This window comes from Bradyrhizobium altum (assembly GCF_020889705.1).
Taxonomy (GTDB): Bacteria; Pseudomonadota; Alphaproteobacteria; order Rhizobiales; family Xanthobacteraceae; genus Bradyrhizobium; species Bradyrhizobium altum.
Genome location: NZ_JACMYP010000223.1, coordinates 1 through 14711 on the forward strand (window position 1 = coordinate 1; position 14711 = coordinate 14711).

Sequence of the window (14711 nt, forward strand, 5' to 3'; positions counted from 1 at the left end):
AAACGACACCACAGATACGCGGCCTAACGGCCCATACAATGGCACGCTCATGCCATGCTTCAGGCCTGCCTCTCTCGCTTCGTCCAGTACGCGTCTCTCGTCAGGTTGAAGTTGATAGTGGTCGGCGAGTTGCTCCCACACAAACGGCCTAGAAAGCATGGGCGTCCGCCGCACCACCGGATCGATGGTGTGGTACTTGCGTTTTAAGTATCGGTCGCACCAGTCTGGCGGCCATTTCATGGCCACGGTCGGGGGTGGATACTCCGCCAGGCGAAGCGGCTCGACGAAGTTGAGGGCGCCGTAAGCAACTTCACTGAAGCCCTCCTCGGTGGCGCAGCTGACAAGAAGCTCGAACAGCGCTCTGAGCGAATGCGTCTGGTTTGCGCATTCAGTGAAGCTAAACAGATCCATGACGGGCGGCTCAGGACGCCGATCCAGGTCGGTGTCGCTGCGTTCAATTGCGCTTGTTCCAGGCGGAGCCAAGTTCCATTCCATAACCTGAATTCTTCGGTTTGCTCTTCGTGAAGTCTGGAGCGCTCGCATGCTGCCTCAGACGCCATTCCCGAATTCGGTGCCCTGCGCCAACTCCGGTGGCGTGATCGTCTCCGTCAAACAGCCAAGGTGCCGCCCTATCCTTCGTCCGAGGCCGAACAGCACGACGCGCACCGCAGCGCTCACGTCATTCAATATGATCTACCCGGGTCGCCGGCGACGCGCTGACAATATTGAAGATCGCGGCAGGGACGGCCATGTTGATGGTCTACGTTCTCGATGCACGATCGACCTGCTGATGGCGGTAGGGACGGAAGGTCCGAGCGCTGGTTTGGCCGGCGTGCGCGCCCTGCGACTTGGAGGCGATCCGGCGGCTGTCCTAACGATTCAGCCGGCGATACGAACCGCCCAGCACAACCGGCTGCGACGTCAACATAGATCAGATTGGATTGTGCAAGAGATTGGTCCGGCCCGAGTGAAGCTTCGCTGCGTCCTGAGGCCGAGCGCGGGCAGACCCTAGGCGCTGAACTTCGCGAACCGCGTGAGCTAGAGCACGCCAGCCCGCTCGCGGGTACCGGGTTCGACCTGCGTGGTGTCACCGTCGATGCTCTGCTTGCCGGCGAAGATGACAGGGCATCATTTTTCTTCCCCGTCTTGCCAATTAGCATCGCTTGCCCTTGGCCGGTGCTCCGCCCGTCCACAACGTCGAGGGTGCGGGCGATGAGCAACACGCAGCAGTCGCCGCAAAAGGTAATTTCCTGGCATCAGTGGAGAGATGACGAAAAAGCAGGTCGACGACCGGGCAACCGACTGTACCGTGCATGTGCAGCGGCTCGGAATGCAGCCGTGGACGTCAGGCGGGGCCGGGAGCACTGCCCATCCGACAGGCCTTGTCCGTCGACCGGCAGCTACCAAGTTCTTGCGCGGCCCAGTCAACTACCAACCTTAGTAATTGACGGAGACGATCGCCACATGGCAATCGTGACTGACTATAGGTCCGGCCGCGCGCATTCCGACTAAAACTGGGAATCCAAGGCAAAGTCCCGACGGGAAAGACAATTGCGCCTCACCTCGGCAGGGCATCCTTGATGCGGTCGCAACCAAGGCGAAGAGCTTCGCCAAGATCGGTGAGTATGTTTTCTCTGCTCCTGGCGATCATCTCACTGCTCTATACGACCGTTGGTCAGGCGGGTGGTACTGCATTCCTGGCGTTGATGGCTTTTGCTGGTGTGCCATCGACAGAGATGCGCCCAACGGCGCTTGGTCTCAACATTGTGGTCGCGACTTTTTCTACGTGGGTCATCAACCGCAACAAAGTTGTTGACTGGATAATGCTGCGTCCGCTTCTGCTTTCATCGATGCCAACGGCGCTTGCCGGTGGTCTTATGGTGCTCGGGGAACACATTTACAAGACGCTGACCGGAGTCGTACTTCTTCTGGCAGGCGCCGTGATGATCGTGCGGCACGGACGCGCCGCCGAACGCGTTTGCGAAACTCCGCTCTGGGGAACGTTGAGCATTGGTGCAGTCATCGGCCTCGTTTCCGGGCTGACCGGCGTGGGCGGCGGAGTGTTCCTCGCCCCGACGCTTATCGCACTGAATTGGGCGTCACCTAAGCAGACCGCCGCGCTGTCGCCGCCTTTTATCCTGGCTAACTCCGCTCTCGGCTTCGTCGGAGTTCTTTTCACTGGCCAATTTCCGTCATCGAATTTCGGGCTTTATGCAATCGCCGCACTGGCGGGTGCCGTGGCAGGAACGGTCATCGGCCTGAAATGGATGAGCCAGACAACTGTAAGGTTCATCCTTGTGGCGGTTCTGCTCATCGCCGGCATCCAATTGGTTCGCGCTTGAAAATCTCACGTCTTACTTTTCACAGCGCGGTTAGGTCGAGGTGCCATATGATGCAAACCGCGGCTCAAATTGAGCTCGAGAATCTGACGCCCTTTCAAAGCCTGCAAGTAGCCATTGAGCAGCATATTTCCAACCTGGAAAAGCTACATCGCCGGGCGACGGCGGGGCACATCACCGTTCGGTGCCCGGTTGATCGTCACGAGCCGGAATGGTCAGGATCAGGTGAGCACCCAGTTCGCGCTTCCCAATGGGCGGGAGATCAATGTCGGGCGGGGCGCGCGAGTGGGATGAGCGGCACGCCGATTTCGCCTCTGTCGTGCACGACAGCTTCAATCAAATGCGCAGCCAGCTGCAAAACCGAGAGCACCTGATGGGCGCGGCGGGTCAGGCGAGCCCTCGTGAAGGAGAGCCGATAGGTACGGTCGTGCGGATCGATCCAAGGGGTACATTCGGCATCCTCAAGAGCGATAGGGGCCACGAGATATACTTCAATTTAATCAGCGTCCTGGAAGGCCGTGCCAATCTCGTTGTTGGCTCGCGCGTCAACTATGTCGAGGTGCTGGGTGAAGACGGTCTGCAAGCGTTCGCAATCAAACTTCTGAACAGGCCAGCTTATGAGCCAGATAAGCCACCGTCAGCGGCCGGAATGGATGGTAGCGGAGTTCACGAGCCATCGAGTCCGGCGCGAGCGGCCGTTCCAATTTCCAAGATCAGAGTTCAAGCTCGCTATTGGTCCGAATTCGCCGTCTCGATTCTGAAGGCATGCTCGGGAGGGATTTCTCTTCGGGCAAGTCGATCGTGATTTGAATTAGGGATGAGATGGGATACTCGCGAAGATAGAGGAGCTCATGTCAATCCGCATCCTCTGCTGCATCAAAACGACGCCCTTCGCGGCTGCGAAGCACTTCGTCAGCGATAAAGCTCTCAATACGCCAACCGTGATCGCCGAAGCTTTTTCCTCTACAGGAGTAGCCATCTGGCTAAATTGCGGTGTTGGGCCGATCGGCAACAAACGAACAGCCAAGGTAAAGGCATGGCACCCCCTTGGGATTTACACGCCCTTCATAGGCGCGATCAGAGAGAGGCTTCGTTCGCTCTAGCAGTCTGCTGAAGAACCCCCTCGCCACGGAGGAGGCTTGATGATTCACTTTATCATCTCGAATCGGCAGAGACGATCATGCGGGGCAGGTTTGCGGATCAGGGCGGGCTGTTTTCGTACATCGCGCCGGATAAGCGTGTGCCGGCGAACCATCCGCTGCGGAAGGTCCGGGAACTCGTTCGGGATGTCTTGAGTGATTTGAACCGCAGCCTTGGGAGGCTCTATGCCAGCGAGGGACGTCCTTCGATCCCTCCGGAGCAATTGCTGAGCGCCCTGCTGCTGCAGGTGTTCTACGGCATCCGCTCGGAACGCCAGTTGATGGAGCAACTGGACTACAATCTTTTGTACCGCTGGTTCGTGGGCCTGTCGCCGGACGATCCGGTCTGGGACCCGACCAGCTTCACCAAGAACCGGGAGCGGCTGCAGAACGGCGATGTGTTCACGAAGTTCATGACCCGGCTTCTGAACCATCCGCAGGTCAGGCCGCTGCTGTCGGACGAGCACTTCTCGGTGGATGGAACACTGATCGAAGCCTGGGCTTCACAGAAGAGCTTTCGCCCCAAGGACGGCGGCGGTGACGATGATGACGGCGCCAACTTCCACGGCCAGCAGCGCAAGAACGACACCCATGCGAGCACCAGCGACCCTGACAGCAGGCTTTACCGCAAGGCGGCCGGACGGGAGGCCAAGCTTTACTATATGGGCCACGCCACCATGGAGAACCGGCATGGGCTGGCGGTGGCCGGCAGGGTCACGCATGCCAATGGCACCGCCGAACGCCGGGCTTCGGAGACCATGCTGAAGGCGAGACGCAAAGCCGCAGGCCGCCGCATCACGGCCGGTGAGGACAAGGCATACGATACCGCCGATCACGTCGCCAATCTCCGCGCCATCGGCGTGACGCCGCATGTGACACAGAACCAGGCCGTCACCAAAACCGGCAAGACCCGCAACAGCGCCATCGACGAACGAACCACGCGGCATCCGGGATACGGCATGTCGCAATCACGCCGGGCGATGGTCGAGTGCATCTTCGGATGGGGCAAGCAGCATGGCACCATGCGCAAGACCAAACATCGTGGCATCGCTCGCGTCGCCGCCGACTTCCTGCTTAATCTGATCGCCTATAACCTGATCCGCATTCCCAAACTGCTGGCCGCGTAGCAATACCGGGCGGCAACCTCACGCAAAAAATGCCTTCAAACCGGCAAACACATCACCTGAAATCTGATCGACGGCCTTCACCGAGGCAAAGAAGACGCAAATCCTCGGGTTTTTCAGCAGACTGCTAGGCCAAAGGGCGCCAGAATTTCCTCGGCGCCTTGTTCTTCGAGTTGCCAGTCATGTCCCAGCTGCGCCCTCCAGAATATCCGATCCTTCAGCCCGAAGGAAACGCTCACTCTTCTCGGCGCAAACAAAGCGGGTGCGGCGCGGGGATTCAAACCGGAAATGCCAAAAACTGTCTCAGCTTTCAAATATCTGAGGCGAAGTCATCGGCCTTGATCTCCGTGAGCGAGTAGCTCGTATTGCGGCCACCCCCCTCGTCTTTCGTAAGGATGCCGCGATCAACGAGCTCATTGATGTCGCGCAGCGCCGTATCGGCCGAGCATTTTTCGATCTTGGCATATTTGGACGATGTCAGCTTGCCCTCGAATCCGTCGAGAAGCCGGTTGAGAATATCGCGTTGTCGCTTGTTGAGAGGCGCCTCCACATATTGCTTCCAGAACGCGGCTTTCCGGAAGACATGCGCAAGGATCGCCTCCGCGCCGTCGAAGGCGCGATCCAGGCACGCGAGAAACCATTCAAGCCACTGCGTGACATCGAGTTCACCTTTTTGCGTGGCTTCGAGCATGTCGTAATAGGCATTTCGCTCCACACGGATCTGAGCCGACATGCTGTAGAAACGCTGCGGACTATGCTCTGAGCGCGCGAGCCACATGTCGGCAATCGCGCGTGCAATCCGTCCATTGCCATCGTCGAATGGATGGATGGTCACAAACCAGAGATGGGCAAGCGCGGCCTTGATAACGGGGTCGAGTTTGTCGTCGGCATTGTACCAGGCGAGGAAGGCCGCCATGTCGTGATCGATCCGGTCGGCGCCGGGGGCTTCGTAATGGATTTTTTCGCGGCCATACGGGCCGGAGAGAACCTGCATTGGACCGGATGCCGCGTCGCGCCATGCGCCGACTCTAATCTTGCTTAAGCCGCTGCGCCCGGTCGGGAAGAGCGCCCCGTGCCAGCCGAATAATCGCTCGTCGGTAAGCGGTTCTTTGAATCGCTGTGTGGCGTCGAGCATCATCTCCACCACGCCGTCGACGTTGCGGTCGGCCGGCGAGAGTGCACCGGCGTCCATACCCAGACGACGGGCGATGGAAGACCGGACTTGATCCTTGTCCAGAATCTCGCCTTCGATCTCGCTGGATTTAAGAACGTCCTCGGTCAGTGTTTTCAAGACCGCTTCTTCCCGTAGCGGGAAACCAAGCGCCTGCATGCGGCCAATGAACCGGCCCTGCCGGTGGCGTACTGCGGCCAGTTGCTGAGCGAGGGCCTCGTAATTCCATCGGAAATCGGGCCAGTCTGAATATTCGTAGATGTATTTCGGCATTCTCCGCACCTCTTGCGGTGATTATGGGGCGCACTCGCCGCATCTGCAAGATTATTCTCCGCAACTATAGCGGGGAACAAGAGGGGTATTCTCAGTATTTGACATTGTCTGATTTTATTTTCTATATTTTTGACATGCAGAATCGCCATGAGTGATGGTCCGTACAAAAGTTTGAACATGACGCCCGCCTGGAAGAAGTTTGCGGAATGGGCGCACAAGGCCGCATTTGAGCCTGACGAAGTCGCCGCGCGCGTCGTCCCTGCACTGGAAGAGACGTGGCGCGATGAAGGCTGCGGCGAAGTTGTCCGCGCCATCCGTCCGATCCTGGGCGATGCCCGCCAGAGCGACATGTTCGGACAAGATAAATCGGTCGAACTGGAAGCTGCGCGGCGGGATCTATCCGCCGGATCCCCGATGCGACGCCTGATCGTCGATCACGTCATCCAATCCGTAGCGAACGGAAAGTTCGGCGTCGACGCGGTTTGCGACGGCGTCGAGAACGCCTTGCGCGACCGCGCGGCGCGGGGGCCCAGGCAAGTGGAAGAACATTATCTGCGTAAGCAAAGCCCCGAATCGATGGCGATCCGCGTCAGAAATCGCATGGAAGACGCGGTGGCGAGCGCTCCGATTGCGGGGCTTGCCCGCCGCCTGTCGGGACTGGACACTGCTGCCGCCCAACCGCAATTGGTCAAGCAGCAAGGAATTGATGACGGTGTGAGGCTGCGATGAACGATGATGAGCTGCCTGCGATCCAAGTCCAGGTGCACGAAGAAGGCGGTCGCTCGCGCGCCGGCTGGATTCCGTGCGAGATCGGGACCAACCTCATCTTCAAGACGCATAATCTTGCGGCCTATTTCTTCGCGAAATGGGAGCCGGTCGTATTCGACCTGATGCTGCTCGCCGCTTCCGTTGAGTTCTGCGACCGCATACAGCGCCGCCCGGCCCTGGGATGGGGGCGGGCCTTTGAACTGCGCCTGCCAGTGCATGACCCCGACGCTTGGAATCAGAAGAGCGCGTCCGACACGTTGCATGATGCGCTCGAACTGCTGACCGGAGATCAGTGGAAAGTCACCTTCATAAAGCGGAAAAAGTCCGCCCTCGAACCGGCACAGGAACTATTTCATCTGGATACCGGGGCCGAGGCGGTTATTCCCTTCAGCGATGGCCTCGATTCCCGCGCGGTCGGCGCGCTGATGGCGGAAGAATACGGCAGTCGGCTGGTGCGTGTTCGCCTGGATCAAAGAAAAAAGACCACCCTAAAGATTCGTTTGGGCGGAAGCAGCCTTTCATGACGCTGCCCTATCAAGTGAAGCCCGGCGCATCCCGCTTTATCGAATCAACCGCCCGGTCGCGGGGGTTCAAATTTGCTGTCCTGAGTGGGGCGGCCGCGTATTTCGCAAAAGCCGGCAAGGTCATCGTCCCCGAAAGCGGACAGGGTGCGCTCGGCCCAACGCTCGTGCCCGTCGGTCAGGCTTATGAGGATTACCGGAACCATCCCCGATTCATGAAGCACATGACGGCGTTTTTCCAAGCGCTTCTCGGCTACGACATCGCCTTCGTATTCCTGCGCCTGTGGTTTACCAAGGGTGAAACGCTCAAAGCGTACATGGCATTGAGCAAGGGCAAGAACACCGAGTGGTCGAAGACGCGGTCATGTTGGCAGGACAACCGTCATGTGTCGGTCGATAATCACCGGCGCCAATGCGGTATTTGCGCGGCCTGTATGCTGCGCCGCCTGAGCGTTCATGCGGCTGACCTTAACGAGCCCGCAGATACGTATGTCTGGGAAAATCTCTCTGCGCCTACCTTCGATGCGGGAGCCGCTAAAGGGTTCGATAAAAAGACCCGCGTTCAAAAGCATTATGCAATCGCAGGCACGTTGCATCTCGATCACCTCGCGTATTTAAAGCAGTCGCGTGCGGCAGAACGGCCACTCGATCTCGCGGCCTTTCAGCTCGCACGCGCCCTCGGCGAACCGGAAGCGGTCATCCGTCCAAAACTGGACCGGCTGCTCTCCCAACACCAAAAAGAATGGAAAACCAATATGAATTCACTGGGACCACAGTCGTTTGTTGTTCAGTGGGCCGACAATGACCAGTCTGCTTGAGACCATGCCGCCGACGGAAGTTGGTGAGCGCCTCCGTGAAGCGCGCGACCGCGTCAAGCTCAAGCAGGCGGAGGCGGCGGAATCTGTCGGGCTTTCACGAACCACTCTGGTTGCGATCGAGCAAGGCCAGCGGCGTGTGCGGATCGATGAGTTGCGCAAGCTCGCGAGCCTTTACAAAATGTCGATCAATGAGCTGATGCGGCAGGAGGCGATTCATACGGATCTTACCCCTAAATTCCGCAAGTTGTTCCAGCAAGAGGATGATGCGGTCGAACTCGCTGTGAAGCAATTAGAGAACTTGGCGCGCGCCGAAGCGGAGCTAGAGCGGCTTCTCGGCGTGCAACCGCTGCGTAACTATCCACCGGAGCGCCCGATCCTTCCCGGTGACGTTCGGGCACAGGCCGAACAGGACGCGCTCGAATTGCGACAGCGGCTCGGATTAGGCTTGAGCCCGATCTCCGACATCGTAACGCTGCTTGAGCTTGAACTTGGTGTACGCGTCTATATCCGTCGGATCGACGGCGGAATCTCCGGCCTGTTCGCCTACGACGAGGCGCTCGGCGCCTGCATTCTTCTCAATGGCAATCACCCACGCGATCGCCGTGCCCAAACGGCAGCCCACGAGCTCGGTCATCTGGTTTCTACGCGGCGGGAGCCGGAAGTTCTGGAGGAGGGCGTGACTGAGAACTCTCGTGAGGAGCGTTACGCCAACACCTTCGGCAGAGCCTTCATGACCCCTGCCCGTGCGGTCATGCAGAAATTCAGGGAGATTACCGTCGGATCGGAAAAACTGACCCGGCGGCATGTCATCGTGCTCGCACATTTCTTCGGCGTATCACGTGAAGCTATCGTCAGGCGATTGGAGGAACTCAAGCTGGCGAAGTCCGGGACGTGGGATTGGTTTCAGGCGAATGGAGGCATTAGCGATCAGCAGGCCGCTCAGGTGTTGGGCGATCTTTCGGGTCCCGACCTCCATAAAGCGGATGCGGACAGGCCGACGACGCTTCGGCTCGGGCTTCTCGCCGGCGAAGCCTGGCGCCGCGGGATACTGAGCGAGGGGCAACTCGCCCGCATGCTCCATCTGGACCGTGTCGAGCTGCGGCGCATGTTCGATGGCCTGGAAATAGAAGGGAGCGAAGCCGATGGGGCTCTCATGCCTGATTGACCCCACCGCGCCGGTTGTTGTCGATGCGAGTACCGTGATCAATCTGAATGCCACGGCCTGCGGGCCACATATTTTGAAGGCGATTCCGAATCCCTTCATCATTACGGATGTCGTGCAGGGAGAGCTCCTCGAAGACTGCCGGAATGGTCGAAATGACGGGCAATTAGTCGCCGAGCTTGTTGCGGCAGGCCTTATCTCCGTTGCGAAGCTTGACGATCTCACCGAGCCCCATTTCGAGGATCTGGTGATCGGACGGGGCGACGCAACCCTCGACGACGGCGAAGCCGCGACCATCGCCTATGGCGCCGAAAAAGGAGCGATCACCCTGATCGACGAGCGTAAGGCTACGCGTATCTGCGGTGAACGGTATCCGCGCCTGACCGTTGGAAATTCTTTTGATGTACTCACCCATCCCGCCGTGCTGGCGGCATTGGGTAACGGCGCCAGCGCCGATGCGGTCTTCAACGCGCTCCGGTTCGCCCGGATGCGGGTCCCGCCCACTTTGTTGAAATGGGTAGTCGAGCTGATCGGAGTAGAACGCGCGCCGATGTGTGAATGCCTGCCGCGCGCATATAGAACAAAAGACGACGCTCATCGATGAGAACGCAGACTCATTGAGCGAGATCGTTTTTCCTGAATCCGCCGGCCGACTGAATCGCACTATCTATATCGCAAACATGGAATGATCTGATAACGTAGTTAGTTTGCAATCAAGCCGAAGCGCAAGTTTTCGCACGACGCGGAAAATACGATTCAGCCCGCGACGACGCGAAGTCGTCCGATCGAGCACGCCAGCCGCATCCAAGGCCTGGCATCGAGTTTCTTTTTATTGTTGCCTATCGTAGAGCTAATGGTGCTCGGATTATCCCGGTGCGACCAACGCTTGGTGGCACTCCGATGAAAGACGTTGGCGTTCAGCAATGCAAAGACATCGACAGGTGCAGCGAACTGGAGTTGACGCTTGCATCACAGTGCCGCAACGCGCCAGATCCACGTCTCGTCGAATTCGTGCGTCTGCTCGCTCGCCATGCGGCGCAGCCGCTGGTACGGACAAGCCAACAAGGAGCAAGGGTCGCAGCGCACCTGACTTCACCGGAGACCAAGTCATGAAGGTCGCGCTTTACGCCCGCTACTCCAGTGACAACCAGCGAGACGCGTCGATCGCGGACAAGTTTCGCGTCTGCCGTGCCTATGCCGAGAAGCTGGGTTCTCGAGTCGTTGAGGAATGTTCCGACCACCCGATTTCCGGTGCATCGCTTCTGCGTGCCGGCGTCCAAGCGCTTATTGCCGACGCCTTGCGCGGGCGATTTCAAGTGGTGCTGGCGGAGGCGATGGATCGCCTCTCGCGTGATAAGATATCGCTAGCGTGTTCAAGCGCATGCCTGTGCCAACGTAAAGATCGTTACTTTATCCGAGTGTGAGGTTACGCACCTGCATGTCGGCCTCAAGGGCACGATGAACGCCCTCATCGCTAACGAGGACGCGAACTGCACAATTGCGCGGGCTCTCGCGAGAATCGATAACCGCAAAAGCGATCGCAAGAACAAGCGAAATGAAGTGCAGAAGCGCAGCAGAAACATATCGCAGATAGTGTCCAGGCGTGAGGAAGCTGGCCCGGCTGGCCTTCGCGATCACCAGCGCCCGAAACTTGGTGTGGAAAGCAGCTTGTATTCGGCGACGGGACGCCTCCGAGCCAAGGCGCCCCGACGCACTTTGCCGGGTTGGAAGTGCGCCGGGCCCGCCCCAACATCATCAGTACATCCGTGACGATGCTTGCGGCAATGAGACAAGCAGCGTGGCGGAATTGAGGCCCCATCCATTCTTTTGACGTGGCATCCAAAATGATTTCATGCGCGGCTCCAAAGGACTTGAATCTCACCTAGCGTCAAGTTCTATGATCTCGTACTTGTCAGCGTCATCCAACCAGCAACTTACTGTCCATGGCATCGCCCGCCGGACGCATCCTGCTCGCGGCATTTATCCGAGAGGTGCCACCTAGCGAGGAAAGCGGCGAGAAGCCACTCGGCTCACCGATCGCACTGAATGGTCCCTTTCCTTGCTAAATTCCTGCGCGCAAGTTGGTCGGAAGGACGTCTAGCGGCTATCGGCCATGTGCATGTGAGACGCTCATCTTTCGCACGAGCATCCAAATGATCGCCAGTGGATGCCTCTCACGCCCACCTCAGCCCCTGACCTCGGGAACGTGATACAGATTTCATGACCAAGTTTGCGCGAGTTGACATAACGCAAAGCCACAGGAGAGCGCATAGGTCAGCTTCGGGTCCGTATGAGCATGGGAGCGTCAAGCCTTGCAGACCGCACTCCTGAACAAGTATTGCGATGCTCGCCTGCCTTGGTACACCATCTACCCAACTGTACCGGATTTCACCACGACGATCGGCGCCAAGACTTGTGAGACATGGTTGAGGCGGCTGCCGCCCGACGAACCAGTATCGCTCTATCTCCACGTCCCTTTCTGCCAGTCGATCTGCTGGTATTGCGGCTTTCCCACGAGCCTTATTCGCAGCGAGCGGTCGATTCGCAATTATTTGGCGGCGCTGCGGGAGGAGATTCGTTTGGTTGCAGACCAACTGCCGCGCGCCTTGCCCGTCAGCGACGTGCATTTCGGCGGCGGAACTCCGACTACCATCAAGCCTGCCAATTTCCTTGCCTTGATGGAATTGCTGCGCAGCTGCTTCGCGTTCAGCAAGTCGGCTACCGTCGCCATCGAGATCGACCCGCGCGCGTTCACGACCGAAATGGCGCAAACTTTAGGAGCAGCCGGGGTCAGCCGCGCGAGCATCGGCGTGCAAAGCTTCGACCCCAAGGTTCAAAGGGCGGTCAACCGGCTCCAAAGCGAGGCGCAGGCGGCTTCTGCGGTCGAAAGCCTTCGCCAGCATGGAATAAGCCACATCAACTTCGACCTTCTCTTCGGACTGCCGCATCAGACGGTGCAGTCCTGTGTAAGCTCCGCAAGGACGGCCGTGGCCATGCGGCCCGACCGGCTTGCGATTTTCGGCTACGCCCACGTTCCCTCCTATATGAAACGTCAGCGCCAGATCGACGAGGCGGCGCTGCCTGACAATATTGCCCGCGCCGAGCAAGCCGCCGCCGTGGCAGATACGCTGGTCTCCGCCGGCTACCACCAAATCGGGCTCGACCATTTCGCCTTGTCGGACGACGAGCTCGCGCTGGCCCAGAAAGCGGGTTGGCTGCGCCGCAACTCGTTGGGCTATTCGGCCGATACCTGCAAAACCGTGATCGGCTTTGGTCCGTCAGCCATCGGCCGTCTCCGTGACGGCTACGTCCAGAACGAGGTCGCAACTGCTTCCTATAACCAACACATTAGAGCAGGTCGTCTGGCGACGTCGAAGGGCTACCGTCTCACTGAAGAAGATCGGCTGCGGGCTGCAATCATCGAGCGCCTGATGTGCGATTTGCAGGCCGACGTGCCGGCACTGTGTGCTGCCCACGGATTTGATCCGATCGCTTTTCTTGATTCAGCGGACCGCTTGGAAACGCTCACTGAGGACGGAATAGTAGAGATCCAGGACGGTTTCATCCGCGTCAAGCAGGAGCACCGTTTTGTCATCCGCGCTGTGGCTGCCGCATTCGATGCTTATCGCGACCGCACACCCTATTAGCAAAGCCACGCATGTGAGCAGATCCAAAGCATGGCGCTCCCTCGCTAACGAGTGATCGGAAGAAGCGCCGCGGGCAGCTCCGCCTGAAAGTGGAGATTCAAATTCGGTTCAAATGCCGAGAGATGCGGATCGGAAGAAAGAGTATCTGCTGATCAATCGAGCTCTCGATAGGGACTTGGCGCGCCGCAGCAGCTGGTGGAACTTTAAGATCCCCCGCGCAGCAGCCTGAGGCGTCAAGGGCCGCCCGTCCTCTGTCCTGCGATCACTGGCGCACCTCCGACGGAAACAGGCCCCTGTGGTTTGGACCTCTCGACGCGCTTCTTGGCCGGGCTCGAAGCAGCTTGTGCCGACGACGAAGAAATAGCGGAGGGAGCGGAAGGGACAGGTGCTGGAATCTGCAAGGACTCAATCCGCGAAGTCAGCACCGTGATCTGATCTAAGATCCCTTTAAGGTCCTTCCGCTGAGCATCGATGCGGCGGTTGAGTTCTGTAATATCCTCGCTCGCCTTCTGCTGCGCCCAACGTATCTCGGTCAGGGATGTCCTGTCCTCCGCTGACAGGCCCACCGCCGAATCGGCGAGGCCGGCTGCCGGCGTCTCGACAAACCCTGCGAGGCTCCCACCAAATTGGGCTGCTACCGAACACAAGCCGACGAGGACAGCCAGAAACATCAAACCCCAGCGAATGCGCCCTGACGAGCCGTATAATAGCGGCCGCAAGTCCGAAGCGGCCGCCTGATCAATCATCTCCATCGTTCCTTGCCCGACTTCCCCGTTTCGATAGGCTTGTTTTGCGAGAGCTCGCCGTACTCACGACTCCCGGCAAACCGCAAAGCAAACACTTTACGCGGGCTCCTGCATCATAGGGCTGGCGGCAAGCGATAGTTCTCGTCTTCGTCGGTCATAGTGCAGCATTTTTGCGTCATTCAGGAGAACCTTGCAGATTTTCCTACCCTGCCGCCGCCTGATTCGAACCGGCCGCCATTTCCCTTCAAGGTCTCAATCTCGTCTTTCCGTGCTGCCGAAACTGGCAACTTCACGGCCGGGCGCCGCGTAAGGCGCGCCAGCTGGGCGCTCGAGCCACCTTGCCATTGGAGCGGCAAGTGCTGGACATGGCCAACTACCAATCCTAGCAGGTTTGCCGATTCCGATGATCTCGCCCACCATTCCGATTTGATGTCGCCCGGGGCGCGAGGCGTTCTGGCTGTTTTGGTTTCTGGCATCGGTGAAGCCGCGGGGTCAACCTTGAATCGCGGCTTGAGGCCCTTCTTCGTCTGCTGTTGGTCTGCTGTTGGTCTGCTGTGGGCATGTGGGCAACGCTCTTTGCGTTGTCCAAGCGCAGCGGCATGTCCACAGCGCCACTGGCTCAGGCCTTTCGGTCGGGTTTGCGGGTTCGCCGCAGGCTCTCGCCGTTGAGATCGATCCGGTGGGCGTTGTGGACCAGGCGGTCGAGCACGGCATCGGCGTAGGTGGGATCGCCGAACACGTCAGAGTACCGCTATTCTTGAGCGGGTCGCGCCTCACGTCACGATCACGGACCCGCATCATTTTCTGTTTGGGTACCGCCTTGAGGTGCTGAAGGAGCGTTCGGGGCGCGGTCCCGCCTACGTCGTTGTCGCGGTGCCGGACGGCCGGCCGCGGGCGGTTCGGATCGCGTCGACGGATCTTGCCGAGACGCCGATCACTTCCCGCCCGAACGCCGCCGATCTGCCGCGCATCAGTGCACGTACGCTGATCCCATTGATGCAAC

14 protein-coding genes and 1 pseudogene are annotated in these 14711 nt (G+C 59.1%); 11 read left to right on the plus strand and 4 right to left on the minus strand.

Translation table 11 applies throughout. The features are described from left to right. Positions 1–411: autoinducer binding domain-containing protein (locus H8B02_RS36100; protein ID WP_229170592.1), on the minus strand; the 411-nt coding region annotated here is incomplete at its 3' end. Positions 412–1625: 1214 nt separating this feature from the next. Here H8B02_RS36100 and H8B02_RS36105 point away from each other — a divergent pair. The 4 genes from H8B02_RS36105 (at position 1626) to H8B02_RS36120 (ending at position 4605) form a co-directional block, all read left to right on the plus strand. Then, positions 1626–2342, plus strand: a complete 717-nt coding sequence (locus H8B02_RS36105; RefSeq protein WP_229170593.1) for a sulfite exporter TauE/SafE family protein — start codon at positions 1626–1628, stop codon at positions 2340–2342. Between the two features lie 262 nt (positions 2343–2604). Beyond that, positions 2605–3144 carry a hypothetical protein gene (locus tag H8B02_RS36110; protein ID WP_229170594.1) on the plus strand — a complete coding sequence of 180 codons (540 nt, stop codon included), beginning with the start codon at positions 2605–2607 and terminating at the stop codon, positions 3142–3144. 46 nt (positions 3145–3190) lie between these two features. Next, positions 3191–3442, plus strand: coding sequence for a hypothetical protein (locus H8B02_RS36115; protein ID WP_229170595.1), 252 nt, complete (start codon positions 3191–3193; stop codon positions 3440–3442). Positions 3443–3519: 77 nt separating this feature from the next. Next, positions 3520–4605, plus strand: a complete 1086-nt coding sequence (locus tag H8B02_RS36120; RefSeq protein ID WP_229170596.1) for an IS5 family transposase — start codon at positions 3520–3522, stop codon at positions 4603–4605. A gap of 307 nt (positions 4606–4912) precedes the next feature. Here the strand turns inward: H8B02_RS36120 and H8B02_RS36125 are convergent, their stop codons facing one another. After that, entirely contained in the window at positions 4913–6046 is a 1134-nt protein-coding gene (locus tag H8B02_RS36125; RefSeq protein WP_229170597.1) for a Fic family protein, read from the minus strand. 147 nt (positions 6047–6193) lie between these two features. Here H8B02_RS36125 and H8B02_RS36130 point away from each other — a divergent pair, with 147 nt between their 5' ends. From H8B02_RS36130 to hemN, 7 genes are all read left to right on the plus strand, one after another. Further along, positions 6194–6775 (plus strand): hypothetical protein, encoded by a 582-nt coding sequence (locus H8B02_RS36130; protein ID WP_229170598.1) that lies wholly within the window; start codon positions 6194–6196, stop codon positions 6773–6775. Continuing rightward, the gene (locus H8B02_RS36135; RefSeq protein WP_229170599.1) at positions 6772–7338 is read left to right on the plus strand and encodes a hypothetical protein; all 567 of its coding nucleotides are present in this window, start codon (positions 6772–6774) and stop codon (positions 7336–7338) included. Before H8B02_RS36130 ends, H8B02_RS36135 begins: the two co-directional genes overlap by 4 nt. After that, positions 7335–8153, plus strand: coding sequence for a 7-cyano-7-deazaguanine synthase (locus H8B02_RS36140; RefSeq protein WP_229170600.1), 819 nt, complete (start codon positions 7335–7337; stop codon positions 8151–8153). The genes H8B02_RS36135 and H8B02_RS36140 overlap by 4 nt, the downstream gene beginning before the upstream one ends. Further along, the gene (locus tag H8B02_RS36145; protein WP_229170601.1) at positions 8137–9318 is read left to right on the plus strand and encodes an XRE family transcriptional regulator; all 1182 of its coding nucleotides are present in this window, start codon (positions 8137–8139) and stop codon (positions 9316–9318) included. The genes H8B02_RS36140 and H8B02_RS36145 overlap by 17 nt, the downstream gene beginning before the upstream one ends. Continuing rightward, positions 9296–9919 (plus strand): PIN domain-containing protein, encoded by a 624-nt coding sequence (locus H8B02_RS36150; protein WP_229170602.1) that lies wholly within the window; start codon positions 9296–9298, stop codon positions 9917–9919. Before H8B02_RS36145 ends, H8B02_RS36150 begins: the two co-directional genes overlap by 23 nt. 505 nt (positions 9920–10424) lie before the next feature. Then, entirely contained in the window at positions 10425–10739 is a 315-nt protein-coding gene (locus tag H8B02_RS36155) for a recombinase family protein (protein WP_312001501.1), read from the plus strand. A gap of 888 nt (positions 10740–11627) precedes the next feature. Continuing rightward, positions 11628–12962 carry an oxygen-independent coproporphyrinogen III oxidase gene (gene hemN / locus H8B02_RS36160; protein WP_229170603.1) on the plus strand — a complete coding sequence of 445 codons (1335 nt, stop codon included), beginning with the start codon at positions 11628–11630 and terminating at the stop codon, positions 12960–12962. A gap of 233 nt (positions 12963–13195) precedes the next feature. Here the strand turns inward: hemN and H8B02_RS36165 are convergent, their stop codons facing one another. Further along, positions 13196–13708, minus strand: coding sequence for a hypothetical protein (locus H8B02_RS36165; protein ID WP_229170604.1), 513 nt, complete (start codon positions 13706–13708; stop codon positions 13196–13198). A 619-nt stretch (positions 13709–14327) separates the two neighbouring features. Further along, positions 14328–14444: pseudogene (locus tag H8B02_RS36170) on the minus strand (ATP-binding protein); the annotation flags it as partial. Positions 14445–14711: the final 267 nt, after the last annotated feature.

Bases quoted from the DNA above. Each gene is read 5' to 3' on its own strand.
- H8B02_RS36105 (WP_229170593.1), top strand. From the start codon at position 1,626: ATGTTTTCTCTGCTCCTGGCGATCATCTCACTGCTCTATACGACCGTT.
- H8B02_RS36135 (WP_229170599.1), top strand. From the start codon at position 6,772: ATGAACGATGATGAGCTGCCTGCGATCCAAGTCCAGGTGCACGAAGAA.
- H8B02_RS36125 (WP_229170597.1), bottom strand. From the start codon at position 6,046: ATGCCGAAATACATCTACGAATATTCAGACTGGCCCGATTTCCGATGG.
- H8B02_RS36140 (WP_229170600.1), top strand. From the start codon at position 7,335: ATGACGCTGCCCTATCAAGTGAAGCCCGGCGCATCCCGCTTTATCGAA.
- H8B02_RS36165 (WP_229170604.1), bottom strand. From the start codon at position 13,708: ATGATTGATCAGGCGGCCGCTTCGGACTTGCGGCCGCTATTATACGGC.
- H8B02_RS36130 (WP_229170598.1), top strand. From the start codon at position 6,194: ATGAGTGATGGTCCGTACAAAAGTTTGAACATGACGCCCGCCTGGAAG.
- H8B02_RS36155 (WP_312001501.1), top strand. From the start codon at position 10,425: ATGAAGGTCGCGCTTTACGCCCGCTACTCCAGTGACAACCAGCGAGAC.
- H8B02_RS36150 (WP_229170602.1), top strand. From the start codon at position 9,296: ATGGGGCTCTCATGCCTGATTGACCCCACCGCGCCGGTTGTTGTCGAT.
- H8B02_RS36145 (WP_229170601.1), top strand. From the start codon at position 8,137: ATGACCAGTCTGCTTGAGACCATGCCGCCGACGGAAGTTGGTGAGCGC.
- H8B02_RS36115 (WP_229170595.1), top strand. From the start codon at position 3,191: ATGTCAATCCGCATCCTCTGCTGCATCAAAACGACGCCCTTCGCGGCT.
- H8B02_RS36110 (WP_229170594.1), top strand. From the start codon at position 2,605: ATGTCGGGCGGGGCGCGCGAGTGGGATGAGCGGCACGCCGATTTCGCC.
- H8B02_RS36120 (WP_229170596.1), top strand. From the start codon at position 3,520: ATGCGGGGCAGGTTTGCGGATCAGGGCGGGCTGTTTTCGTACATCGCG.